20 protein-coding genes and 1 pseudogene are annotated in these 25,072 nt (G+C 69.4%); 10 read left to right on the top strand and 11 right to left on the bottom strand.

The window, feature by feature from the left end:
• Positions 1-203 precede the first annotated feature (203 nt).
• A complete protein-coding gene (locus tag ABZU25_RS07075) occupies positions 204-875 on the top strand; it encodes an HAD family hydrolase (protein ID WP_355028413.1) in 672 nt (223 codons plus the stop codon).
• Positions 869-1,375 carry a DUF523 domain-containing protein gene (locus ABZU25_RS07080; protein ID WP_355028414.1) on the top strand — a complete coding sequence of 169 codons (507 nt, stop codon included), beginning with the start codon at positions 869-871 and terminating at the stop codon, positions 1,373-1,375. The genes ABZU25_RS07075 and ABZU25_RS07080 overlap by 7 nt, the downstream gene beginning before the upstream one ends.
• A gap of 118 nt (positions 1,376-1,493) precedes the next feature.
• Here the strand turns inward: ABZU25_RS07080 and ABZU25_RS07085 are convergent, their stop codons facing one another.
• A complete protein-coding gene (locus ABZU25_RS07085; protein ID WP_355028415.1) occupies positions 1,494-1,853 on the bottom strand; it encodes a VOC family protein in 360 nt (119 codons plus the stop codon).
• 300 nt (positions 1,854-2,153) lie between these two features.
• On the opposite strand from ABZU25_RS07085, the gene ABZU25_RS07090 reads away from it, so the two are divergent.
• Positions 2,154-2,885: a hypothetical protein gene (locus ABZU25_RS07090; RefSeq protein ID WP_355028416.1), complete on the top strand. Its 732-nt coding sequence runs from the start codon at positions 2,154-2,156 to the stop codon at positions 2,883-2,885.
• A gap of 117 nt (positions 2,886-3,002) precedes the next feature.
• Here ABZU25_RS07090 and ABZU25_RS07095 read toward each other — a convergent pair.
• The 7 genes and pseudogenes from ABZU25_RS07095 to ABZU25_RS07125 form a co-directional block, all read right to left on the bottom strand.
• A pseudogene (locus tag ABZU25_RS07095) lies at positions 3,003-3,146 on the bottom strand (TauD/TfdA family dioxygenase); the annotation flags it as partial.
• Positions 3,147-3,175: 29 nt separating this feature from the next.
• Positions 3,176-5,446: a glycoside hydrolase family 44 protein gene (locus ABZU25_RS07100; RefSeq protein WP_355028417.1), complete on the bottom strand. Its 2,271-nt coding sequence runs from the start codon at positions 5,444-5,446 to the stop codon at positions 3,176-3,178.
• A 104-nt stretch (positions 5,447-5,550) separates the two neighbouring features.
• Positions 5,551-6,774, bottom strand: coding sequence for a cellulose binding domain-containing protein (locus ABZU25_RS07105; RefSeq protein ID WP_355028418.1), 1,224 nt, complete (start codon positions 6,772-6,774; stop codon positions 5,551-5,553).
• Positions 6,775-6,809: 35 nt separating this feature from the next.
• Positions 6,810-8,189, bottom strand: a complete 1,380-nt coding sequence (locus tag ABZU25_RS07110; protein WP_355028419.1) for a cellulose binding domain-containing protein — start codon at positions 8,187-8,189, stop codon at positions 6,810-6,812.
• A gap of 74 nt (positions 8,190-8,263) precedes the next feature.
• Complete coding sequence (locus ABZU25_RS07115) at positions 8,264-9,322, bottom strand: pectinesterase family protein (protein ID WP_355028420.1); 1,059 nt, start codon at positions 9,320-9,322, stop codon at positions 8,264-8,266.
• Between the two features lie 448 nt (positions 9,323-9,770).
• The gene (locus ABZU25_RS07120; protein ID WP_355028421.1) at positions 9,771-10,490 is read right to left on the bottom strand and encodes a VOC family protein; all 720 of its coding nucleotides are present in this window, start codon (positions 10,488-10,490) and stop codon (positions 9,771-9,773) included.
• 173 nt (positions 10,491-10,663) lie between these two features.
• The gene (locus ABZU25_RS07125; protein ID WP_355028422.1) at positions 10,664-12,172 is read right to left on the bottom strand and encodes a hypothetical protein; all 1,509 of its coding nucleotides are present in this window, start codon (positions 12,170-12,172) and stop codon (positions 10,664-10,666) included.
• 2 nt (positions 12,173-12,174) lie between these two features.
• Between ABZU25_RS07125 and ABZU25_RS07130 the strand changes: the two genes are divergently transcribed.
• Both ABZU25_RS07130 and ABZU25_RS07135 read left to right on the top strand, forming a co-directional pair.
• Positions 12,175-13,023, top strand: a complete 849-nt coding sequence (locus ABZU25_RS07130) for a gamma-glutamyl-gamma-aminobutyrate hydrolase family protein (protein WP_355028423.1) — start codon at positions 12,175-12,177, stop codon at positions 13,021-13,023.
• A 193-nt stretch (positions 13,024-13,216) separates the two neighbouring features.
• Complete coding sequence (locus tag ABZU25_RS07135) at positions 13,217-16,780, top strand: WD40 repeat domain-containing protein (protein ID WP_355028424.1); 3,564 nt, start codon at positions 13,217-13,219, stop codon at positions 16,778-16,780.
• 10 nt (positions 16,781-16,790) lie between these two features.
• Here ABZU25_RS07135 and ABZU25_RS07140 read toward each other — a convergent pair whose 3' ends face one another.
• On the bottom strand, positions 16,791-17,858 hold the full coding sequence (locus tag ABZU25_RS07140) for a DUF1611 domain-containing protein (RefSeq protein ID WP_355028425.1): 1,068 nt from the start codon (positions 17,856-17,858) through the stop codon (positions 16,791-16,793).
• Between the two features lie 181 nt (positions 17,859-18,039).
• On the opposite strand from ABZU25_RS07140, the gene ABZU25_RS07145 reads away from it, so the two are divergent.
• Positions 18,040-18,882, top strand: coding sequence for an aminotransferase class IV (locus ABZU25_RS07145; RefSeq protein WP_355028426.1), 843 nt, complete (start codon positions 18,040-18,042; stop codon positions 18,880-18,882).
• Between the two features lie 14 nt (positions 18,883-18,896).
• Here the strand turns inward: ABZU25_RS07145 and ABZU25_RS07150 are convergent, their stop codons facing one another.
• Positions 18,897-19,190 (bottom strand): NIPSNAP family protein, encoded by a 294-nt coding sequence (locus ABZU25_RS07150; RefSeq protein ID WP_355028427.1) that lies wholly within the window; start codon positions 19,188-19,190, stop codon positions 18,897-18,899.
• A gap of 193 nt (positions 19,191-19,383) precedes the next feature.
• Positions 19,384-19,881 carry a GNAT family N-acetyltransferase gene (locus ABZU25_RS07155; RefSeq protein WP_355028428.1) on the bottom strand — a complete coding sequence of 166 codons (498 nt, stop codon included), beginning with the start codon at positions 19,879-19,881 and terminating at the stop codon, positions 19,384-19,386.
• A gap of 71 nt (positions 19,882-19,952) precedes the next feature.
• Between ABZU25_RS07155 and ABZU25_RS07160 the strand changes: the two genes are divergently transcribed.
• The 4 genes from ABZU25_RS07160 (at position 19,953) to ABZU25_RS07175 (ending at position 25,022) form a co-directional block, all read left to right on the top strand.
• The gene (locus ABZU25_RS07160; RefSeq protein WP_355028429.1) at positions 19,953-20,561 is read left to right on the top strand and encodes a TetR/AcrR family transcriptional regulator; all 609 of its coding nucleotides are present in this window, start codon (positions 19,953-19,955) and stop codon (positions 20,559-20,561) included.
• 369 nt (positions 20,562-20,930) lie between these two features.
• Positions 20,931-21,440 (top strand): hypothetical protein, encoded by a 510-nt coding sequence (locus tag ABZU25_RS07165; RefSeq protein WP_355028430.1) that lies wholly within the window; start codon positions 20,931-20,933, stop codon positions 21,438-21,440.
• 4 nt (positions 21,441-21,444) lie between these two features.
• On the top strand, positions 21,445-22,599 hold the full coding sequence (locus ABZU25_RS07170; RefSeq protein WP_355028431.1) for a hypothetical protein: 1,155 nt from the start codon (positions 21,445-21,447) through the stop codon (positions 22,597-22,599).
• Positions 22,596-25,022 carry a lanthionine synthetase LanC family protein gene (locus ABZU25_RS07175; protein WP_355028432.1) on the top strand — a complete coding sequence of 809 codons (2,427 nt, stop codon included), beginning with the start codon at positions 22,596-22,598 and terminating at the stop codon, positions 25,020-25,022. The genes ABZU25_RS07170 and ABZU25_RS07175 overlap by 4 nt, the downstream gene beginning before the upstream one ends.
• The last annotated feature ends 50 nt before the right edge of the window (positions 25,023-25,072 follow it).

Raw genomic sequence — 25,072 nt, forward strand, 5'->3', positions numbered from 1 at the left:
CTCTCCCCTACGTAATCGAGGGCACTCACATCGGCAAGACCGGACGCCAACGCCTGCCGGCGCCGCTGTCAGCCGGAACGCGCGATCGGCGGCAGAAGAGCGTACGCAACAAGGTGCCGGCTGTGCCGGTCCGTGATGGCGGCTTCGGCACGAGTGGTGCCTGGCGACCGACCGGGTCAGATCCGGTCGGGTAGCGTCTCACTGTGTATCAGGCGATCTTGCTGGACGTGTACGGCACGCTCGTACACGATGATGAAGGCTCGGTCAATGACGTCTGCGTGCAGGTAGCAGATTTGATTGCAGTCGATCCGTCTGCTATCGCGGCGGAGTGGTCCCGACGGCTGGAGGCCAGCGCCGAGATGGCGCATGGGGCCGGTTTTCGTACGCTCGCAGACCTGACGCTCGGCAGCCTCGCCGAAGCTGTGGCGAGCTTCGGGGCATCCGTGGAGCTTGAGCCGATCTGCCGGAAGCAGCTGAACTCCTGGCGTCATCCACCGTTGTACGACGACAGCCGGCCGTTCCTCGATGCTGTGAAGGTGCCGGTGTGCCTGGTCTCCGACGTCGACCAGGACGACCTGACGGCGGTGCTGCGGTGGCACGGCGTCGCCGTCGCCGCCGCGGTGACCAGCGAAGAAGCCCGCGCATACAAGCCCCGCCCTGAACCTTTCCAGCTCGCGCTGGCCCGCCTCGGCCTGGGCCCCGGCGACGTGATCCACATCGGTAACTCCGCATCGTCCGATGTTGCCGGAGCCGCCGCTCTGGGTATCGATACGGCATTCCTCGACCGTGCTGGAGGCGGCCTTCCGCCGGGGGTGACGGCAACCTACACCGCGGCGACGCTGACGGCGCTGCTGCCCCAGGTGTTGCCATGTTGAAAATCCTGGTCAGCGGCTGCCTGGGCGGCGCACCGATCCGGTTCAACGAGACCGGCGTGCCGGTCGCCTCTCCGATCTGGCAGCGGTGGGCTTCTGAAGGGCGCCTCGTGTCGCTGTGTCCAGAACTGGCCGTCGGATTCCCGGTGCCGCGCCCGCCAGCCGAGATCGTCGGCGGCAGCGCGGCCGACGTCCTCGACGGCCGCGCCCAAGTACACGAACAATCGGGCCGTGACGTCACCGATCTGTTCCAGGCGGCGGCGCAGCGGGCGGTCGACAAGGCACTGCAGGTCGGCGTCGGGCTGGCCATCCTGGTCGAGGGCAGCCCTACCTGCGGTAGCACCTACGTTCACGATGGAACCTTCACCGGCGTCACCGTCGCTGGGCGTGGCGTCGCGGCCGAGGCCTTGCGCCGCCGGGGCATCCCTGTGTTTCCTCACCACGACCTGGACAGGGCAGCGGCTGCTCTGGCGGAGCAGGAACGACAGCACGGCAACCGCTGACGCCCGCTCGTCGCAGCGTGCGGTTTCACCTAACGCACTCACATCGGCAGTTCAGGATGTCCTTGCACCGGTCACCGAAGCGCGAAGAGCTCCCCGCAGGAGGGCGGACGCCCGGCCGTCAGACGTCGGCTTCGAGGGCAAAGGTATTGCCGTCTGGATCCTGGAACCACGCGATACGTCCACCGCCGGCCCGAGCGGTGATGCCCTTGGCGTCGTGTTCGAGCTGGTCATAGCGGATGAACTCGACGCCGGACGCGAGGAGTTCGTCAACGATCTGGTCGATGTCCTCGACGTACCATGTCGCTACTGTCGCCGGGGTCTTCCCGGCAGTGACCGCCTGGTACACATTCAGTGCTGGCACGCCACCAGAACCGTAGACACGGCTGCCGTCGGCGATGTTGGCGCTGGGGCCGGACCGCAGCGACTGTAGGCGGAGTTTGCCTTCGTAGAACGCGACCGCCCGCTGTATGTCGGACACGGCGATCGAAGCTCTGAGGTGGTACGTGCTCAACGGCATGAACCACTGTCGCACACGCGCGCGGGTGGGCCGGGCTGGCTGTGCGACGACCTGGTCGGCAAAGGTATGCGGGTAAGAAGGCTTGGGCGAAGCATCCCAAGCGTCACCCAAGAGCAACTACCGGACATCGGCACGAGCGGTCGGGCTGACTTGTCGGTCTCGCAGGCGCGACCCCTGACGCCCGCTCGGCGGCGGAAGAGGAGGCCTTGCGGCCGTCAGTGAACGCCTATGTCACCGGAATCGAGGCGATAGGGTGGCGCGGTGTTCTCCGTCGGCAAGCGTGACTCGATCCGGGAGCAGTTGCTCGGCTTAGCCGAAGGTGACCCAGCCGTCGTCGGGGCCGCCATCACCGGATCCCACGCCGTCGACGGCGGCGACCGATGGTCGGACATCGACCTGGCGTTCGGTATCGAAGGTTCGCTGGATTCAGCGATGCACCGCTGGACTGAACTGCTCTACCGTGACTTCGCCGCCGTTCATCACTGGGACCTGCCGTCCGGCTCGGCGGTGTATCGGGTGTTCCTGCTTCCCGAGATACTCGAAGTGGACATCGGGTTCACCCCGGCTGCGGAGTTCGGGCCGCATGGTCCGAACTGGCGGACCGTCTTCGGGCATCCCGCAGAGGCGAAGGAGGATCCGTCCCCCTGCCGGCGGACTCTGGCCGGGTTGGGATGGCATCACGCTCTGCACGCGTGGATATGCATCCAACGACACCGCTGGTGGCAGGCCGAGCAGTGGATCAGCGCCCTACGCGGCCAGGTTCTCGCCTTGGCCTGCTTGCGCCTCGGTCATCCCACCAGCTACGCGAAAGGCGCCCACCTGCTTCCCTCAGAAGTGACAGCGCCGCTGAACACCACCCTGGTCCGTGCGCTCGACGTAGCCGAACTCACCCGCGCTCTCTCCGCAGCTACGGCTGCGCTGATCGCAGAACTCACGCTCGCCGATGCCGCCCTTGCAGCCCGACTCGCGACCATCCTCAGCGACCTGCGATAGACCGGTGCACCCGCGAAACCGCTGCTGCGACGATCACCTATCCGGCGGAGGTCGTTCGCGTCATCGGCGGTCTCGCTCGGATTCGCAGCTTGGCCTGGCACGCCCGAATAGACAGACTCAAAGCGCGCTCCACTGCGGCACGGTGCCGCCGGTCATGTCGCCGAGCGCCACCACGATCTTGCGCGGCCCGGTGAACGGGCTACCCGAGTGCGCGACAAGCATGTTGTCGATGACCAGGACGTCGCCCTCCTGCCAGGAGAACCCGACAGTCGATGGCCAGCAACTGACGTTCACCCGCAGCGTTGACCGTTGAGCGTGAAGGCGGTTGGCGCCGGATTGGTGCCGCTCCACGTGCCGTTGAAGCCGGTGCTGGTGGACGCGCCGGGGGCGAGTTTGCCGTTCCAACTCATGCTGTCCGCGGTCACGCTCGTCCCGCTCTGTTTCCAGGTGGCCGACCAGCCCTGGCCGACCGTCTGGCCGGCGGTGGGGAAGTCGAAGGCGAGTTTCCAGCCGTCGATCGCTGTGGTGCCGGTGTTCTTGATCGTCACGGTCGCGGTGAAGCCGCCCGGCCAACTGTTCGCCGTGTAGCCGACCGTGCAGCCGACGGTCGGGGCGGTGGGCGCGGTCCGCACGGTCAGGCCGGGCGAGGCCGCCGAGACGTTGCCCGCCGCGTCGCGGGCGGTCACCACGAAGGTGTACGGGGTGCCCGGCGTCAACCCGGTCACGGTGTACGTGGTGCCGGTGGCGCTGCCCACCTTCACCGTGCTGGTGGTGTCGACCCGGTGCACGTCGTAGCCGGTGACGGCGGTGTCGTCGGTGGACGGCGTCCAGGCCAGCGTGACGCTGTCGCCGGTGATCGTGCCGGCGGTCGGCTTGCCCGGGGCGGTCGGCGCCTGGGTGTCGCCGGGCGTGGTGCCGCGCGGCAGCACCAGGTGGGTGATCGAGTTGGCCGGAAAGGTGGCCGTGAGGCCGCCGGCGGTCACCGGCTGGTCGGCCTCCCGGACGACGCCGGCGAGGTCGGCACCGCTGTAACGGTAGACCTGGGCGGTGCTGGCAGAGGCGCCAGTGAGGGCGATCGGGCTGGTCAGGTCGTCGCCGGTCTTGTTGACGACGACCACTGTGAGCGCCTTGTCGACGCTCCGCTCGGCGGCGTACACGGCCAACCTGCCCTGGTCGCCGCTGGTCGCCTGGACGGAGGTCTCGCCGAACGCGCCGCCCTTGCCGTCGTAGTTGCGGAAGACGCGGAAGGCGTTGGCCACCGGCTGGTCGGCCGCGGGCGCGGTCCAGAGGGTGGCCAGGTCGAGCCCTTCGCGGCCGAAGATGCCGAGTACGTCAGCCTGGGCGAGCGCGCCGTTGAGCGACCCGTGGCCGCCCCAGTTGTACTCGGTCATCGCGATCTTCGTGCCCGGGTAGTGCTGGTCGACCAACTCGCGCAGGCGCGGGATGAACCGGACCGGACTGTTGATCCAGCTCTCGTCCACGTAGGTCGGATCCCAGAGTTGGCGGGTGGAGCGCAGTCGCAGCGCCTGGGTGTTGGCGTCGCCGGCCGCGTCGCCGAGCACGCCGGACTGCTGCGGGTAGAGGTGGACGTCGAAGTAGTCGAGGATGCGGGTGCCGTGCTGCTGCTCGTACTCGCGCATCCGGTCCAGATACCACGGGCCGAGGTCCTGTCCGCCGTGCGCGGCCTTGTCCGGCGGGTTCGACCAGCAGCCGGTGCGCGAGCAGGTGTCCTGGTCGAGGCCCGAATAGAAGATCGAGTTCAGGCCCCAGCCGACGGGACCGAGCGTCTTCGCGCCGGGGTCGGCAGCCTTGATCGCCGCGGCGTACTCGTAGGTGCGGTCGCGTAGCTCGTCGTAGCCCAACCCAATCGGGCGGACGTCGCGGTGGGTGGATTGCCACAGGTCCGGCTCGTTGTCCAGGTTGTAGAACTGGACCCCGCCGTCGGCGGCGGCCCCAAACTGACCCTTGAGGTGGTTGACGAAGTCGGTGGCGTACTCCGGACCGACGGCGACACTGGTGTCCTCCGGATCGTTGCCGGTGACCGGTGATCCGTCCGGCTTCGTGCCGTTGCCGCAGTCCGGTGCCCAGGTGTCGGTGGACTGCTGCGGGCCGTACTTGGCGACGCTGAAGCCACACGCCCGCGACCGGTCCTTTGCGATCCAGCCGAGCATCGGCACCGTCATGACGGTGGCGGCGCCGGTGGCCTTGTTCTGCTGCACGAACCGGTCGGTCTCCGAGCCCTCCGGGAGATCGGCCGGATCCGGGTTGTCGCTGGGGATGTTCTCGAAGTACCAGTCCGCCGCGCGGTTGGTGGTGTCGGCACGGAAGTTGTAGCGGGTGGTGGCGTTGCCGCCGTAGCGGTGCACCGGCAGCCGCAGGTCGCGAGCGAGGGCTTGGTCGGCGAAGTTCATGCCGTAGACGTACGGACTGATCTGGTGCCGGGCGGCGGTGGTGTCCACGGCCAGCGCCGGGCCGGTCGCGGCCAGGGCGGGCTCCGGCAGGGCCAGACCGCCGAGGGCCGTGGCGAGCACGACCGGGAGTAGAACTCCTGTGGTACGCACGAGAATTCCTTTCGAATAGGAGCTCGACGAGGGGTGCGCTTCCGCGGCGTCAAACGGCCTTGAATCGCAGCCGACGACGGGTTGCGCCGCCGAAGGGGCGGCTGTCACTTCAGGTGGGCGGCGAGCGGGATGTTCTGCGCCCTGAGGGCGGTGGCGATCAGGCCAGCGATCTGTCTGGCGCCGGCGGCCTCGAAGTGGGTGTGGTCGTTGCAGAAGAACGCACCGACCGCTCCCGTCGAGTAGTCACCGTTGTTCGGGCACAGCCTGAGCGTGTTGTAGAGCGCCACGCTCTTCGCATGCAGGTCGATGACCGGTACGCCGTTGGCGGCGGCCGCAGCCGTCGTCTCGGCGACGAAACCGCGATTGCCGACGGCGGTGCTGCCGCTGCAGGTGATTGCCGCGACCGGGGTGACGAAGATCGGCTTCACGCCTCTGGCTTTGGCAGCCGTCGCCATGACGCCGAGCAGGTCCTTGAAGCGGTTGGTGCCAACGTGTCGCGGGCAGGCCGAGTCACCGTCGTTGATGCCGAACTGGATGATCAGATAGTCACCGGTCTTGAAGCCGCTGCCGGTGTCCAGCATCGCCGACCACCGCGCGCTGTAGGCAGTCGAGCTGAGCGTGCACTCGCCGGCCGAGTTCTTGGTGGAGGTCACATTGCCCTCGTACAGCCACGTCTGGATGCTACGACCGCCGACGGCACTGTTCTGCACTGTGACGTTCGACGTGAAGTAGGACGCGAACTGGCTGCCCCAGCCGATCGGACAGGAACTGGCATTCATCATCGTGGAATCGCCGGCCATCCACACCCTGATCGGCGCGGGTGCCGGCGACGTGGAAGGGCTCGCCGACGGTGTGCTCGGCTCGGGGCAGGGCGTTGGCCCCGGCGTCGGCGTCTGTGCGGTGGGGGTCGCTGACGGTGGGCCGGCACAGGTGATGCCGTTGAACGAGAACGACGACGGCACCGGGTTGCTGCCGCTCCACGACCCGGTGAAGCCGAAGTTGACCGATGCGCCAGAGCCGACGGCACCGTTGTAGCTCACGTTGGTGGCGGTCACCGCCGTGCCGGTGACCGTGACGGCGGCGTTCCACGCCTGCGTCACGCCCTGCCCGGGGGCGAGGCTCCAACCCACGGCCCAGCTGGTCACCGCGTCACCGAGGTTGGTGACGACGACATCGGCTCCGAACCCGCCGGTCCACTGGCTGGTGACCCGGTAGGCGACACCGCACGCCGGGGTGGCGGCCTGGGCGGTGGCGATGCCGAGCCCGCCGGCCACGACGGTCAGGACCGTTGCCGCCAGGACCACGAGACGCGATCGGCGAACCTTCATCGGCTTACTCCTGCCTTGATCGGAGACGTTCGCCATCATGGGGCGGCGGCGCACGGGGAGCCGTTGAGGACGAAACCGGTCCCTCCGCCGAGCGGGCTGTCGGTGACGAATCCGAAGCTTGTCGAACCGGCGGCCGGGATCACCGCGTTCCAGGAGGCGTTCACCGCCGTGGCCGCAGCGCCGGACTGGGTGACTGTGGAATTCCAGGACTGCGTGATCCGCTGACCGCCGGGCAGGGACCAGGTCAGTGTCCAACCGTTGACCGGGACGGTGGAGGTGTTGCTGAGCGTCACGTCGAACTGGGCACCCGTACCCCAGTCACCGGTCTTGCGGTAGGTGACCGCGCAGGCCCCGCCCGCAGGAGTGGTCGGCGCAGTCGTGGGGGCCGGGGTCGTGGTCAGTCGTGCGCTGAGGACCGGGGCCAGCCTTTCGGTGATGGCCTGGTGACCCGCGTCGTTCGGGTGCACCGAGTCGCTCAGGCCGCCGGACGGCAGCCAGCCGGTCGTGTCAACGTAGAACACGTCGGCGTCACCCGCGGCGTTGCGAGCACGCACCGCCGCCTGCGTCTCCGCCGCATAACGACCGATGAACGTCCGCATGGCGAAGAGCTTGGCGTTCGGAAACCTGGCCCGGATCCTCGTGAGGAAGGTGGTGTACGTCGCCTGGAAGGCCGTGGCACTCACGCCGTGGCTCTTGTCGTTGGTCCCGAGGTTGATCACCACGCCGTCGGCCGTGTAGCGGGAGAAGTCCCACTGGTCGGTGCCGGCCTGCCCACCGGACGACATCCAGTAGCGTGTCGCCTGCGCCCAGCATCCATCGGTCGTCTCGGCCAGACACATGCCACCGATCGCGATCTGGGTGTGGTCGTAGCCGAGTCTCTCACCGACCTTGAAGCCGTAGTCCGTCACGGCAAGCTGACTGCTCGTGGCGCCTGCGGTGATCGAGTCACCGACGAACTCGACAAGCTTGGGGCGGGCCGGCGGCGTGAAGGTGCCCGCGCCCGACTCCAGGAGCAGCCCCTGGAAGACCGCGTCACCGGTGTAGGAGCCGGCAACCTGCCGGTAACTGACGATCAACGTGTGGTTGCCGGCCGCCAGCGCGGTCGGCGTCAGGTTGATCGTGCCGGAGCCGGTGAAGGACGTGAACGCCCCGCCGTCGATGCTGGCCCACAGCTGGATGGTGTTGCGCTGCCTGAGCTTCACCGTCCTGCCGGTGAACCCGACCCGCAGGTACGCGCCGGCCCAGTAGGGCACGTAGGCCGAGGCGTTCGTCTTGTTCCACCGGCCGACGAAGCTGATGTTCGAGTCGGCCAGTGTGCCGTCACCGACCGCAGCCTCGGCGCTGAGGACCGGCAGACCTGCGGCGAGCACCCCGGCGGCGACGGCGATGAGGGCCGCGGTACGCGTCTTTGCCAATGCGTTCCTGAGTGTCCCGAGTCGGGTACGCGGGCGCACGAGACGGTGACCATGTGCGAGGGAACGAATCTTCGTCATCGGATGGGGTTCCAGCCGTCGCTACCCGCCAGGTAGGCGGTGGGTGTGTACTGGGTGGCGGTGGAGGCGCTCATCTGGGGCCGGTTGGCGTTGATGACGGCGCCGGCCCCGGTGCTGCTGTACTCGGCGAATCGGGCGGTCTTCCACGAGAAGCCGGACATGTCCGTCCAGGGGTCGGTGCGGATGTGTGCGCCCATCGCGACGCCCCGGTAGAGGACCTGACCGCGGGCGTTGACGTCGCCGCTGGGGTGCCAGGGCCGGCCCAGATAGACGGTCCTGGCGGGAGCGTTGCTGGTCAGTGTGGTTCCCCAGAACAGGAAGCCGAACTTGTTGTTGATGTCGGTGGCCGCAGCGGTGATGTAGCCGTTGTTCGACGACGACCCTCGGGTGAGCGAGTGCACGGTGCCGTTCTGGAAGACCATGGTGCCCCGCCCGAAGATGAAGTCGACGTCACCCTCCACGTAGGAGTTACGGACGTAGAGTCGCCGGACCGAGCTGACACTGGGTGCGTTGACCAGCAGGGTGTCCTGGTTGCCGAGGATGCGGACGTTGTCGAACTGCACCCGGTCGCCGGAGGTGTTGACGGCGACGGCCTGCTCGGCGTCGAGGGTGTTGGCGGCCTCGTTGAAGTCGTTCGACATGGTCAGATTCTTGATCGTGGTGTCGTTGGCGTTGACGAAGACCGAGGCACTTCCGGACGTGCCGTACGTACCGCCACCGGGCTTGGTATGGCCGGCCGCGTGCCCTTCGACGATCACCACCTGGGCGGCGGAGCCGCCGGCGCCGGCCAACGTGAGGTGAGGCTTGTTGGCGGGAATGGTGACCACGCCCCGGTAGGTGCCGGGTTTGATGGTGATGGTGACCGGAACGCCGTTGTTCGCCGCGACACTGTCGATCGCCGCCTGCACGGTCGTGTAGTTGCCGCTGCCGTCGGCCGCCACGGTGACGGACGCGGACGCGGACGCGGCAGAAGCCATCGAGACTGCGGCGGCGAGAGCGCACACCGTCACCACCGTCACCGAGCGCACGCGAAGAATCCCGCCGAATGTGGTCATAGACGTTCTCCGATCCCACAGGGCCTCCGCCGAAGATCATGCCGACCGGCAGGCGACGAAGTTAAGTAAAGTTAACGCTAACATCGATAACCTGAAATATAAAGACGGGGCGGGGTGAGCCAACCGCCCAGGTGAGGGCGGTGCGGCCCAGTCCGGGTGCACGGCGGGGTACCAGTCGGGGGCGATGACGGTGGTGCTCTGCTTGAGGAAGACCGAAGAAGCCATGCGCCAACATCGCCGCCAGGTGAATGATCACCAGAACGGACGGGGACGGTCTGGGTCGTCCGGGAACGGCTAAAGATCAACACTCCCGACATCCACGCGCGGCCACTTGAGACCAGCCAACTCCGGTGCACGATCCGGACGGTGGTCGACGGCAGCGGCTTAGCGTTCTTGCCGCCACTCTCCAGCAGCTTCTTGTAGAGCTCGTGGATGACCGTATGGTGAGTCACCGCAGTGCCGCTGCGAGCTCGGCGGCGTTGTCGAACGCGGATGCTGCCCGTTCGGATTCGTCTTCCGTGAGCGGGACGGACTGGGCGCGGGCCAGCATCTCGGCCGCAGTCTTTGGATCGTGCAGCACCATCGCGAGTTCGGCGCGGTAGACCAGGACCTCTACCTGCTCGACCGGGTCGTCGTCGGCTTGCGGGCGGGCCAGCGCGCTGTCGAGGATCCGAACGGCCTGCCCGACGCTTCCCCTGGAATCGGCCTGCACGACAGCATTCGCCAGGGCCTTGGCAAGCCGCCCGGCAGGCGTGGCGGCCGGCATGGGCGCGGTGGCGGCGTCCCGAAAGACGCGGATCCAGTTGCCGCCCGGGTCGATGACGCTGAATCCGCCCAACCCGTCGGCGTTCTTCCGCGCCCTGGGCCGGGTCATCCGCGGCGTTCCGGACACCAGCACCTTGCCGTACGCGGCGCGCATGCCGGCTGCGAATGCCCGATGTAGTCCCTCGATGTCCGCGGTGAGTACGAGACAGGAGCCATAGGACTGCTCCGGGTCAAATCCGGCGATCTCGAAGAACTGCAGATGCAGGTCTTCCCGCTGCACCCCCACACACGCGTTGGGCTTGCGTTGCTTGTACGTGGTGCGGAAACCGAGAACTCCGTAGAAGGTTTCGATGTCGTCGATGGATGCGCACGGCAGCAGGGGAACTGTCACCTCGTTGGTCATGCCTCCTTCCTAGGCGTCGCACTGTGTCCGTCGCACATGGAAATAGCCGATCATCGCCTTCGATCATCCGATCGGCTGATGACCCGGAATCGCAACGCTGCCCAGCGCCCTGGCCACACCGGTGTACGGCCCGCCGATTCTGGCGCAGGCCGACAACGCGCTCATCGAACTGCTCAAGAGGTAGCCGGGCCAGCTCCAGCGTCCTTTGCGAGCAGCAGCGCGGCGGTGCCGTCCGCCACCGAGCGGGACAGGTCCGCCAGGCGGCGCCGGGCCGTTTCGGCGTTGTCGGCGAGCACCACGATGTCGACCCGCCCGGACGCCGCGAGGTGACCGACGTTGTGCACGAGCAGGTCGCCACGCCTGGTGGACGGATTCCAGAGCCTGCCGTCGAGACGTTCGATCAGGACGTCGAACGGAATCGAACGCAGCCGCGGATGCCGCAGGGCGCCGAAGGCGTACGGCGGTACTCCGTTGGGAAAGAGGCGGTCCAACATGGCTCCCAGTACCGAGCCGCCGCTCCACCTGGCATTGCAGTCGACGACCCGAACGTCCGCCTCCGCGAAGGACCGGCCGGTGACGATGAAGTCCAATGACAGACGTCCGAGATATCCCAGTGCTTGCAGGAGCACCGCGATCGTCGAGGCGTGGGAGCGCAGGCGGCGCACGATCTCGAGCGGCAGAGTCCCGGCGACGCCGCCGCCGAACTGGGACCGTTCGGCGTCGGTGAAGCTCTGATCGATGACCCGGCCGCAGATCGGTGCCGCCGCCTCCCCCGGCGCTATCGTGACCTCGATGCTGGGTGCGGCGAGTGTCTCCTCCCAGCTGGTCACCAGCACGGCCGAGTCATCTCGGAGACCCAGATCGCGGTAGACGTCGGCGGCCCAGGCGATGAGGGCCTGCCGATCGAGTCGACGCAGGACGTCGGTGGCGAAGACGCGCATGCCCAGACCGCCGGCGGAGTCCGGTATCCGTACGGCGAGTTTGGGCGAGTGTCGGGAGATCTCCTCGATGACGGCCGGGAAGTCGGCGAGACGGCGTGTCACCCGCAGCCGCGGGATCGCCTCGGCGCCGAGCAGGTCCGAGACCGTACTGAGGAACCAGGACTTGTCATTCGCCAACCGACACAGCCGGGGTGGCGGCCCGAGCACTGGGACCGCTCGGTGCGCGGCACGGGACAGGCGATCAGCGAGCTGCCACGCCGCCTCGGACGCGTGGTAGGGATGCAGAAAAGCGCCGCCGCGAGCGGCTTCGACCAGAGCCGCCGACGTACGGCTGTCGCTCCACGCCGCCGAACACAGGTCAGTGGCGGAGTCGGGATGCAACCAGACCGGGTCACCCAGCCCGAGGCGCCCGGAGTAGTACTCGTCGAATCCGGCTGGTGGCCGTGGCCGACACACGATGATGTCGTCGCCTCCGGCGCGCAGCCGGGCTCTGAGCTGAAACCCGTCCGGATACGAGATCTGATTCATGAGCCGGATCGCGCTGTAGTCGTCGAACAGGACCGCCCGCCGAGCGTTGGTCCACGCCCCGTGATCCGTCGTCGCTTCCTTCTGCGCCTGAAGTGCCGAGTCGCCGTGGAGAATGTCCGCCGCCAGCCGCCGCGGATCCGATCCTTTCCGGGATGGCGTTGATCGCATCTGTATTCCTATCTGGTCCCGTCGCATCGAGGATAGAGGCGTCATCGATGACAGTGAGCGGCCCGCCGCTGCGTAGTCATCATCGTTTGGCGTGGGTCGCACCGGGGCGAGAGGCTGACCACGTGAGATCACCGACAGGTACCACACCCGTCGTCGGCGTGCTTGCCTGTACCAGCCGGAGCGCCACCGGCACCACCTACTCACACGTCAACAGGACGGTAGTGAGTCAACTCGCTCGGCACGCCGACGTTGCCGCCGTACTGATCCCGGCCACCGAGCCGGACAATGCCGGCGCGATCCTGTCGGTCCTCGACGGCCTCGTGCTGCCCGGTGGTCCGTCCTTCCTGCACCCGGCCGGCTTCGACACAACCACACCGATCGAGCCCGACCGCGCCTACGACCCCGCGCGCGATGCCGTCGCCAGCGCCCTGCTCACCGCCGCGGCCCACCTGCCCGACCTGCCGGTGCTCGGCAGCTGCCGGGGCATGCAGGAGATCGCCGTGCACAACGGCGGGCTGCTGTGCGAGACCGACCCCACCGGTAGCCACCGGCGGTTACCCGATGAGAACGACGACCGGTGGGGCCCGGCCCACCCGGTCACCCTCACTCCTGGCGGCCACCTCGCCGATCTGCTCGGCCACCCGCCCAGCGCGGAGCTCCTGGTCAACTCCCAACACTCGCAGGTCGTCACCCGGCTGCCGACCAGCGTCGGCATCGAAGCGGTCGCACCCGACGGCGTGATCGAAGCCATCGCCGTCGACCGTCCGCACCGATTCGTGCTCGGCGTTCAATGGCACTTCGAACAGCAGACCGACCGCAGCCCGCTGGACCTGGCTCTCCTTGCCGAGTTTGGCCGGCGCTGCCGGACCCGGCACAACGGCGGGCCCGCTCGCTGACCCGGTCTACCGTTCACGTGGCGCCGTGTCGGCCAGGGTGCTCGGGACGGCTTGGCGACTCGTGTCGCCTTGCGCCGCTGACACATCGAAGCGATACCATGGGCGAGGCGTACGCATTCTCGGCTCCCTGGGCACTGACGACGGCGGCACGGGGTTCGCCTCGGGGGCACGTTCTGTTGGACTCGGAGTCGGCGTGAAGAGACAACGTGCACTCGCGCTGTATCTCAATGTCGCGCTGATTCTGGCCACCAGCCTGCTCGGTCTGATCGGCAACTATCTGACGAACCTGAGTGAACCGCCCACCTACCTGCGGGTCCTGCAGTCCGTGGCGATTCCGGCGTTCGTCGCGATCGTGGTCCTCCTCGTCGTCGGACAGGTCGTCCTCCACGTCGTGGCGAATCCCAAGGCGAAACGCTCGGACTGGGACTCGCGCCGGCCGCCGTACCCCGGGTTGGAGCCCTTCCGGGAGGAGGACTCGGCCGTCTTCTTCGGTCGGGACCAGCAGATCTCGGACATCGTCCGGCGGATGCTCGCCGCCTCGGCGGACCCTCGGGAGCGGCTGCTGGTGGTGGTTGGCGCGTCCGGCGGCGGGAAGTCGTCGCTCGTGCAGGCGGGTGTCGTTCCGACGCTCAAGACCCGGCGGTGGATCAACCTACCCACGATCAACCCGGGCAGCGCACCGGTGACGAATCTGGCCAAGGCCATCACCGAGGCGCTCCCGGAGCCGGTCGCGATGCCGGTAATCGTTCGGGCGATACGCGAAAATCCGGCCAGCGCGGCGAAGTACATCGCCGAGATCCGCCGAGGAATGGGACGCCGGTTCGGCCACGTGCTCTTGGTGATCGACCAGTTGGAGGAGCTGTTCACCCTCTCCGGCGAGAGCGATCGGCACCTGTTCCTCGAGATCGTCGAGCGCCTGTTGGACACCGACTCCCGGTTGTCGGTGATCGCCAGCATGCGCATCGAATACCTCGCGCAGTTCCTCGACAGCGACATGGCGGCGCTGTTCCAGAATCCCGTCGCGATCGGTGCCATCAAGACGGAGTACCTCACCGCGATCATCGAGGAGCCGGCCCGGATCGCCGGCATGACGTTCGAGCCGTTGGTCGTCAACCGGATCATCGCCGACGTCGGCACGACCGACGCGCTGCCGCTGTTGGCGTACCTGTTGCAGGAGCTCTTCTTCGAGGTCCGGCCAGGGGCCGCGGTGAGCCTGAAGGCCTACCTCGCCACCGGCGGCGTCGGTGGCGCACTCACCCGGCAGGCCGACCAGGTCGTCAGCGAGCTACGCGGGGAGGGCGGCATCGCCCCGATCCTGACGACCCTGCTGCGGTTCGTCTCGCTCGACTCCAGCGAGGCGACCAAACGACCGGTAGCTCTGGGGGAGCTGAGCCCCGAGCAGCGCCGTACCGTCGCCGCGTTCGTGGACGCGCGGCTGCTGGTCAGCAAGGTGCAGGACGGCGAGCCGGTCGTGGAGGTGGCGCACGAGTCGCTGTTCCGACTCTGGGCGCCGCTGCGGCAGGAGGTCGAGACGCGGGCCGAGCACCTGCGTCGGCGCTCCGAGTTGGAGCGGTGGGCCGCCGAATGGCAGCACTCCGGGCGTAGCGTCGACTACCACCTGACCGGGCAGCGGCTGGTGCTGGCCGAGCAGTGGCTCGCCGGCCTGGAGGCGCTCGGCCAGGCGAGCGAGGTGGTCCGGGCCCTGATCGAGCAGTCGAAGCGCCGGGACCTCGCCTTCCTGCGACGCGTGTCGGAGAACATCGGCCGGTACGTCCTCGCCAATGCCGAGCGGTTCCCGGAGCTGTCGATCCTGCTCTCCATCGCGGCCATCGCCGAGGCACCCGTCACGCCGCTGATCGAACGCGCCCTCATGTCCGCGCTCGCCTTCAGCCACCTGCGCCGGGTGCTCTCCGGGCACACCGACACGGTACGGTCGATCGCCTGGTCCCCGGACGGCCGCCTGATCGCCACCGGTTCCCGCGACAACTCCATCCGCGTGTGGGACCCCGACTCCGGCCGGGCGATCGCCGAGTTCACCGGTCACGACGCCATGGTGGAGGCCATCGCCTGGGCCCCCGACTCGCGCCGCGTCGCCAGCGGTTCCCGGGACCGTACGGTCAAGTTGTGGCGGGTGGGCGCGGACAGTCCGCCGCCGACCCTCTACGGCGCCGACGACCTGATCCGTGGCATGGCCTGGTCTCCCGACGGCGAGCACGTCGCCGCCGGCGCACAGGACCACCACATCCACGTGTGGCGGACGGACACCGGCGTCCACACGACGACCCTGCGCGGGCACACCGGCGATGTCTACGGTCTCGCCTGGTCACCGAACGGCACGCTGTTCGCCTCCACGTCGCACGACCGCACCGCCATCGTGTGGGACTTCGCCACCGGTGAGCAGCAGACCGTGCTGCGGGGGCACACCGACTTCATCGAGGGCCTGTCGTGGTGCCCGGACGGGCGACGGCTCGCCACGGCCTCGGGCGACCAGACGATCCGAATCTGGGACGTCACCGACGGCCGTCAACTGCTGCTGATCCGCGGGCACACCGATTTCGTCTGGGACGTTTCCTGGTCACCCGACGGACGGTCGCTGGCCTCCGCCTCCAGCGACCGCACCGTACGGATCTGGGACGTCAGCGACGCCCGGGAGATCGCCACGCTGCGTGGTCACGAGGACGCTGTGTGGGGCGTGGCCTGGTCACCCGACGGCACGGCGCTCGCCTCGGCCTCCAGCGACCACACCGCCCGGGTCTGGTCGATACTGCCCCGCGGTGCCGAACGACAGGCGTTCACCGGGCATACCGGCGGGCTTCGCGCGGCGGCGTGGACAGTGGACGGGTCCCGGATCGCGACTGCCTCGGACGACGGGTCGGCCCGGGTCTGGAACGTGGCGTCCGGAGCCGTCAGTACCTTCACCGGGCACGCCGGCACCGTCTGGGGGGTGGCATGGGCACCCGACGGGCAGCGCCTCGGCTCGTGCTCGAACGACGGCTCGGTGCAACTGTGGCGCCCGGACAGCGTCCAGCCATACCTCCAGCTGGACGAAGAGACGATCTGCGAGGGCCTGATGTGGGCTCCGGACAACACACGGATCGCCACGGCCTGCCGGGACGGCACGGCCTCGATCTGGAACGCCACGACCGGCCGTCGGCTGCTACAACTGCGCGGCCACACCGACTGGGTGGTCCGCGTCTCCTGGTCGCCGAGTGGGCGCATGATCGCCACGACCTCGGACGACCGTACCGCCCGGGTCTGGGACAGCTCCACCGGCGAGGAACTCGCCGTCCTTCGCGGCCACCACAACTGGGTGGACGGCGTGGCCTTCTCACCGGACGAACAGTTCGTCGTCACCTGCTCGGCCGACTGGACCTGCCGGATCTGGGCCCCTCGCACCGCTCGGCACATCCGGACCCTCGAAGGCCACGAGGGGCGGGTACGCGCGGTCGCCTGGTCGCCGTCCGGTGACCAGATCGCCACCGGCTCCTACGACCGCACCGTACGGGTCTGGAGCGCGCTGGACGACGCGGAGTCGCGGGTGGTCGGCGTACACGTGGATCGGGTGACGTCGGTCGCCTGGTCGGCCGACGGGCGGACGCTGCTCACCGCCTCGCTGGACAAGTCGGCCCGACTCTGGTCGGTCCAGCCCGACATTGATGACCTTCGGAGCCGAGCCCGGCATCGGGTGTTCCGGGATCTGTCCGCCGGAGAGCGCCAGTCGCACATGCTCTCGCTGCCCGACGATTCTCCCGGGTAGCAGTGAGCTCTCACCATCGGTCGCGCTCGGTGTGCCGGGTGAGCCGCAGGACGGAGTCCAGCAGGATGGCGGCGGCACCGGTGGCCCGGGTGTCGACCACCGGCACGGGGTAGCGCTCCCCCTCGTGGAACGGCTTGCCCCCGAAGATCGAGAACCCGGCGAGCGTGGCCGCGATGCCGACTCGGCGACCGAGGTCCGCGATCGTCTGGAGTTCGTCGGTCACCGGCGGGACCGGCAGGCCGGGGAACATCGCCCGGACCTGACGGTCGGTGTCGTGGCACATGATGATCGCGTCCGGCGCGGCTCCGTAGAGGAGGTTGACCGAGTTGCCACCGTAGACGCGGTGCAACGTCGCCGCCTGCCCCTCGACGATGACGAGTTCGTGCCCGGCGGCGGCCAGGCGGTGGACGGCACGTTGCACGGCCCCGGTGATGAAGTCCGCGAAGATGCGGTCGACCTGCACCACCGCGTCCGCGCCACACATGGCCGCGATCTGCCCGGTCGCCAGAAAGGCACTACGCATGCCCCGGGAGAGTGCCTCGCGGTGTACCGCGAGGGCCGTCGTCATCTTTCCGACGGCGCAGTCGGTGCCGGTCGTCAGCAGCACCGTCGCGTCAACCGACAGGTCGGGTGACAGCGTCTCCCGGGGGCCGTCGCCCCGCACGTCGATCAGCTCGACACCAGCCGCGGTGGCCAAGCCGACCAGGTCGGAATCGTCGTTCAGTCGGGCGTGTGTGCTGCAGATGACGTTGAGCCCGTGCCGGATCACGTCGGCGGCCACAGCCTTCAGCCGGGCGGGGACGACCGTGTGCGCGTCCATCGAGTTGACACCGATCACCACGCTGCGGGCGCCTGCTCGCTGGGCGGCGGCGAGATCCGGCACCACGGGCACGCCAAGCGGCCCGACCCCGAGGATCACGCCGGCATCGGCGCCGACGTGGCGTGCGTCCACCACGCAGGCGACCGTCCACCGCGTGCCGGTCAGGATCAGGCCGGACGCCGTCTTGGTGCCTGGCAGACCCAGCCGACCATCGGTCCAGACGGCAACGGGATCCAGGGCGGAGGAAGTCGCTTCCATGTTCCCAGTGGGTGCTTTCATCAGTCATCAATGTGCTGAGCGCGGAGTGGCCGTGGCCTGTCATAGCATAGGCCAACGACAATGCGGCCGAGCGGCGCGTTCGGCGGCGGCGGCGCTCCGATCGAGGGCAGGCCAGGGTTGTACGCACACTCCTGGCAGTGTGGCGAAGGAGTGTTCGGTAATGGACCGGCTTGTGGCAGTTTTCGGCACGGGCCTGGTCGAGCCGGCCACACCGATCGTCCATGCCGACGACCCGGGGCTGCTGCGTGGCGACGGGGCGTTCGAGGCGTGGCTCCTGGCTGGTGGCGAGCCGGTGCTGCTGCCCGCCCACCTGAACCGGTTGTCCCGATCGGCGCGCAGCCTGGCGCTGCCGCTACCGGAGCTCGACGCGCTGCGCACGTTCGTCCTCGACGTCGCGGCGGCCTGGCCCCGTGATGTCGAGGCGGTCCAACGCCTGGTCTGCACCCGGGGGCGAGCCGGCACCGGCCGGCCCACCATCTTCACCACAGTGGAGCCCGTGCCGCAGTGGACGTCGGTCAACCGGCAGCGCGGCCTGCGTCTCGTCACGGGCACCGTCGGGTTCCCGGTACGCGAACGCGCGAAAGCCCCGTGGCTGTTGGGCGGCGTGAAGTCCCTGTCGTACGCCGTGCACACCGCCAGCCAGCGGTGGGCCGCCAGCCGGGGCGCTCAGGAGATGCTCTGGCTCAGTTCCGACGGCTACGCGCTGGAGTGCCCCAGTTTCAACCTGGTGTGGATCCGGTCCTCGACCATGTTCACCGTGCCGGGCTGGTCGGGCATCATCGCCGGCACCACGTCAGGTGCGCTCTTCGGGCAGGCGGCCGCGCTCGGCCTGCGCAGCGACGAGGCCCTGGTGACCCCGGACGAGTTGGTGCACGCGGACGGCGTGTGGCTGACCGGGTCGCTGAGCGGAATCCTGGCCGCCACCGAAATCGACGGGCGTCCGCTGACGCGATCCCCACTCCTGGGCGAGGCCAGGCGGTTGATCGGCTATCCCGAGAGCTGACGGGCCGCCCGCCGTCACAGCACCGGGTCGACCGGGCGGATCTCCTCGCTCAGCAGGTAGTCGTGGGGGTCCAGGCCCATCGCGATGCGCTCCGGCGAGCGCCAGTAATCGGCGTTGGCCTCCTCGAACGACTGCGGACCGGGGTGCGACACGAGCCAGATGTGCTGCTGACGCTCAACATCGACCCAGGACCCCGAGATCTCGAAGCCGAAGCGCCGGCGCAGGGGCACGACGAGCGTCCGCCAAGCCGCCACCCACGCGTCGAGCCGCCCCGGTCGGACGGTGTAGATCCGCAATTGCGTCGTCACGTCCCACCGCCACCTCGGCACACCTCGACACCCGCGAGCCCTGACGATACGCCGTCCCCAACGTCCCAACCTCTCCGTCATGATCGGGTGATGTGGAAAATCGCCACATCGTTTGGGAATCTTGACCGACCTCGCACCCCCTCGTCGACCACATGACCGACGCCCACCTCGTCGCTCAGCGGCCACCGCGTGATCAGAGCCGCGCTGTGGGCTGCGGCCGGGGTGCTCCGTCAGGTAGGACGCGTTCGTAGCAGACCGAGTTGTCGGAGCCCACATACGCGCCGAACAGCGGGATCTCGCGGTAGCCCTCGCGCTCATAGAAGCGCATCGCGTCCGGCTGGGCCGGGCCGGTCTCCAGCCGGATGGTCGTCCAACCGCGCTCCTGTGCGGCCTCCTCCAGCCCTCGGAGCAAGTCGGTCGCCAGCCCCGAGCCGCGGCTCTTCGGTACCACGTACATCCGCTTCACCTCGACGGTGACCGGGTCGAGGCGGCGCAGCGCGGCGCAGCCGAGCGGTTGGTCGGTGGCTTCGTCGACCGCGACCAGGAACAGGTCGATGTTCTCGGCCGTCGGCGGCGTGCCGGGCTCATGGTCGTCGGTACCGTAGCGGAGGTCGAGTTCGGCTTTCTGCGCCACACGCAACGCCTCGCCCACCGGGTCGGTCCACGGCCGCTGCGTGATGATCCAGGTCATGCCGCTCCTCACCAAGACTCGGTAACAAGCGTTACGGTAACATTCGTTACGGACATGAGGAGGTGAGAGTCGTGTCACCGTCTGCAGACCGAGCGGCCCAGGGCGAGGCGCTGTCGCGCGCGGTCTGGGACGTACTCGCGCAGCAGGGCCTGGAAAAGCTGACAGTGCGCGCGGTCGCCGCGGCGGCCGGCTGCACGACGGGTCTGGTTATGCACCGCTTCCCGAACCGTCGAGCGCTGCTGCTGCACGCCCGGCAACTGCTGCACGACACCACCCGGGAGCGGGTTGAGGCACTCGAAGCCGCGGCCACCTCGCCGCGGGCGGCGCTGCGCGGGGTCCTCCACCAGGGCATGGCGACCGATCCGGAGACGACCAACTGGAGCATCGTCTGGTTGGGCTTCCTGGCTGCGGCGGTGGCGGACGCCGAACTGATCGGCATGCACCGCCGCAACAACCGAGCCTGGCGGCAACGGGCCGAGCGGCTGGTCGCCGCGGCTGCCCCGGACTGGCCGGTCGACCAGGTCGGCGCGGTCGCCCTGGGGCTGATCGCAATGACCGAGGGTGTCGCGGCTCTCGCCGCCGCGGATCCCGCTGCCTACCCGGCGGATGAGCAGGAACGCATGCTCGACGCCGCCCTAGTGGCCTACGGCCTGGGCTGTGAAGGTAGCCGCCCTTCGTGATCAGAGCTGAAGTTCGAGGTCGAGGCGACGTGTGTAGTGGCATCGTCGGGCTCGGGCCTGATGCCGGCGTCGCCACTGTGACAAGTGCAGACGATGGGCGAGTTGGGTGATCGGGCGGGTGATGCAGGCGTTGCTCAGTCGTCGGGCCTCGTTGACCGTCAGCTTGATCAACCCAGTGTGGACCGGATCGTCTTTGGCGGCGTCATGGGCGCAGATCACCAAGACGGACCAGAGCGATTCCGTCGTGCTGGCACTCGCACTGCGGAGCTGAACGGCACCGGCAGAACGGTGCGTCTTCCTTGCCTGGCGCAGTGCTGCCCTGCTGTACTAATCAGAGTAGTCAGTCGGACTCGGGCAGTGAGGTGCGCGGTGGCCTTCCGGGCGAGGAAGTTGCGGGTACAACTGCCGTGCGACGGCGAGAACTCCATCATCGAAGCCGCCGACGAGCCGGACGGGTGGGATTTCTGTCCGTTGCAGGGCAGCCCGTTCGGTGACCCTCTGATCCACCACCCGTGCGACGTGATCAGTGTCCCGGACCTGGTGCACTGCGGCCCGCTGATGACCTACACCTGCCCGGTCAGCCAACCGGATCCGCCGACTGGTGGATCCGGGGGCACGGAGTGCGTCGCGGCCGAGTTGCAGAGCGCGCCAGACCGGGTGGTCTGCGCCAAGTACGGCAGTGCCATCGTCATGATGAACCGGGGAAGCACCGTCCTCAGCGTGACCGAGGAGTACCTGCCGGTGCTGCGGGCCCACCTGGAGGCCCGGCGGCTGGAGATTGACGTTGTCGCCCAGGCGCAGCGGGACGCCGTCGATACCCAACTGGCCCACCTCGAGGTCGCCGAACAGGCCCTACGCGACCGCGCGGCACGGGAGTAGCCCGGTGGCGCAGGTGTACCGCGCCAATCCGGGGTACACCCTGGTGCCGCTGGACCGGCTGCCAGCCGCCGACCGCGCCGCTCTGCCGGGCACAGCCCTCGACGACAGCGAGTGCTACGGCCTGCTCGTACCCGGCCGGGACTCGCCGCTGCCAACCCGTCCGATCAGCCCGGACCTCGCGCTGCTCTACCTCAGCCTGATCGAGCCGGGGCCCCTGCCCGGGTATGCCCGGTCCCGCTTCGGCCCGCAGCTCGGCTGGATCGCCACCCAGCTCGTCCTCGACGGTGTGCTGGAGATCGCCCGGGACGGCGGCTTCACCAGCGGCGCGCTGGCGGCCGGCCGGCCGGACGCCGACCCCGACGACGGTGGCACCGGCCGGATCGGCGAGCTGTCCCGGGCCGCGCTGCGTTACGCGCAGTGCCTGGCGGACCTGCCCGAGCCGCTGCTCGCCGGCCGGCTCTACAGCTACGGCCGGACCCCCGTGCACCCCCGGCTGCGCGAGCGGCTGCCCAACCGCTCGGCCATCGCCGACCACCTGGGCCTGGCCCCGGACGGGCAACTGGTGCGCGAGCTGTCCGACGCGCGGTGGACCGCTCCCGCCCCGCCGGCAGAGCATCACCACTGGTGGCACTGGCACGCCCCGCCGCCAGCCGATCCGTTCGCCCCGCAGCACACCAGCGGGTACAAGCTCTACGTCAGCCCGACACTCGCCGTCATGCCGGACGCGGTGCGGGCGGTGGCGCAGGTGGTCCCCGGGCTACCCGGGGTCAGCGGCTTCAAGGTCGGCGCGGACCATGTCGGTCTGTGCCGACCGGACCGGCTGGTGGTCTACCTGGACCAGCCCACCGACCTGACCGCGTGCGCCGAAGCGTTGCGGGACAAGCTGTCCGGACTACCCGCCGACGGGGTCACCTTCAGTACCGCACTCACCGGGGACGGGCTGCTGTCCTGGGGTACCGATCCGCCGGGTGCGAAGACAAGTTGGCGTGGCTGGGTCACGGCACGGCTGGCCCGGTACCTCGCGGCGGCCCAACTCGCCGACCCGGGCGCTGCACCGCCGTGGCGGCTCGCCCTGCACCGGCTGCGGCTGTCCGGTGTGGACACCCGTACCTGGACCGCCGATCGTGGGCTGTGGGCGACGTCGCCGGGTGGCCGATGACCGGCCCGCTGCTCGGTCCGCTGCTGCTCCCGCCGGACGTGACGATCACGCCGGTCGCCCAGTTGCCGGCGCAGCTGCGCGGCCAGCTCGAGCAGGAGCCGGACGAGCACTGCGTGACCCGGCCGAACGCTCGGACCGCCTCGACCATCGTGGACTCGGCCGGCGCGGCGCTGCTCGCCGAGTTCCGCCAGCCGACCACCATCGCCGACGCGGTGCTGGCCTTCAGCCTGGCCAACGGCGTCGATCCGGCGGAGACCCTGGAGGAAGCGTTCGCGCTGCTGAGCGGGTTCATCAACGACGGGGTACTGGTGGTGGCCGACTCCGCCCTCGCCGCGCCGATCGGTACTGGGCTGCGGCCGGCGGAGCGGATCGGCGGGTACACCGTGCACCAGCCGGTCCAGGTGCTGGTCGACACCGAGGTGCACCGGGGCAGCGCGGCCGACGGTAGCCCGGTGGCGGTCAAACTGGCCCGACCGGGGTTCGGCGCACAGGTGCGCGCCCAGCTGGACCATGAGGCCTCGGTACTAGCCCGGCTGGCCGGCGTGGTCAGCCCGGCGCTGCTCGACGCGGGCGAGTACGACGACCGCCCGTACCTGGTCACCGCCTGGGTCGCCGGGGTGGACCTGCACCGCGCTGCGACCGGTGTCCGGCGACTGCCCGGGTCAGCCCGCCGGAACGCGCTGCTCGACTTGGCCGACCGGGTCCTGGCTGCCTACGCCCACCTGCACGGCGCTGGCGTGCTCCACGGCGACGTGCATCCGCGCAACGTACTGGTGACCGCCGACGATCGGGTGACGCTTGTCGACTTCGGACTCGCGGCCACCATCGACGCGGACGGGACGGTCCGCGCCGTCGCCACCGGCGGCGTGGACCTCTACCGGGAACCGGAGCTGTCCGGTGCGCGTCGCCCCGGCGGTCCGACCGGGCTGCCGACCGCCGCCGGTGAGCAGTACAGCGTCGCCCGGCTGGTGTACCTGATCCTCACTGGCGGTCAGCCGTACCCGCTGGCGTTGACGGACTCCCGACTACCGCGCCGGCCACCCGCGCCCTTCGCCGAGCACGGGGTGGCCGACCTGCCGGCCGTGCAGCGCACCGTCCGGCGGGCGCTGGCCGACCGACCGTCCCGGCGCTATCCCTCGGTCGCGGACTTCCGCACGGCGTTGCGAACCGCGGCCGCGCGCGACCGTCGCGCCCCGGCCTCCGACAGCAGCCGGTCCGGGCAGCAGTTGGTGGACGACGTGTTGGCCCGGCTGACCCGCGCCGACCAACGCTTCGAGGACGACTTAGTCGCCCCGGTCGCGCCGGTGATGAACGGCGCCGCCGGTCTCGGGTACGCGCTGCTGGAGATCGCCGCAGAACGCGAGGACGCCGAGCTGCTGGCCGGGGCCGACCGGTGGGCTACCCGGGCGCTGCTGGCCTCCGGTGACGAGCGGGCCTACGTCAGCGACGAGCTGGAGATCAACCCGGCGTCCGTCGGCGAGCGCTCGTTCTACCACAGCATCACCGGCGTGCACGCGGTCCAGGCACTGATCGCCGACGCCCGGGGTGACGAGCTGGGCTGCCGACTCGCGGCGGCCGACTATCTCGCCGTCGCCCAGTCGGAGCTGGACCCGGCCCGGCGCGGCCCCGGTTCCGGCGAGTTCGACCTTGCCTTCGGCCGGTCCGGTCTGCTGCTCGGCTGCGCCGTGCTGGTCCAGCGGCTGGCCGATCCGGACGCCACCGATCTGATCAACCTGGTGGCGCTCGGCGATGCGCTGCGGGACGCGCTGTGGCGCCGGTTGGCGCAGCAGCCGCCCCTGGACCGGTCGGCGGAGCTGCGCACCCTGGGCGTCGCGCACGGCTGGGCCGGCTACCTCTACGCGCTACTGTGCTGGAGCGCCGCGGCCGGTACCGCACCGCCGTACGGGGTGGCCGAGCGGCTGGCGGAGTTGGCGGCACAGGCTGTCCCGGCCGGTCGGGGGGTGTACTGGGCGTACCAGGTCGGCGGGCCGGCGCCCGACCCCGGACTCGGTACCAGTTGGTGCAACGGCACCGCCGGCTACGTACACCTGTGGAACCTGGCGCACGAACAGTACGGCGAGGCGGCGTACGCCCGGCTGGCCCGGCAGGCCGCGTTTAGCACGTTCGACGCGACCGGGGCAAGGGCCGGGGACCTGTGCTGCGGTTCGGCCGGCCGGGCGTACGCGCTGCTGTGCCAGTACCGGCACAGCGGTGAGCCGGCCTGGCTGAACCGGGCCCGGGCGCTGACCGGCGAGGCGGTGGCCGGGGTACGCCGGGGGACGATGCGCCGGGACAGCCTGTACAAGGGCGATGTCGGTACCGCCGTGCTGGTGGCCCAGTTGGCACACCCCGACCACGCCCGGATGCCGCTGTTCGAGCTGGCCGGCCCGGCCGGCTGCGGTCGGGCCGTCCAGAGTGGATAGCCGACTACCGGCCGAGGTGGGTCGCCCTTGGTGAACTTGGCGATCCCGGA

This window comes from Micromonospora sp. NPDC005215 (assembly GCF_040607915.1).
In the GTDB taxonomy this organism is placed as follows: domain Bacteria; phylum Actinomycetota; class Actinomycetes; order Mycobacteriales; family Micromonosporaceae; genus Micromonospora.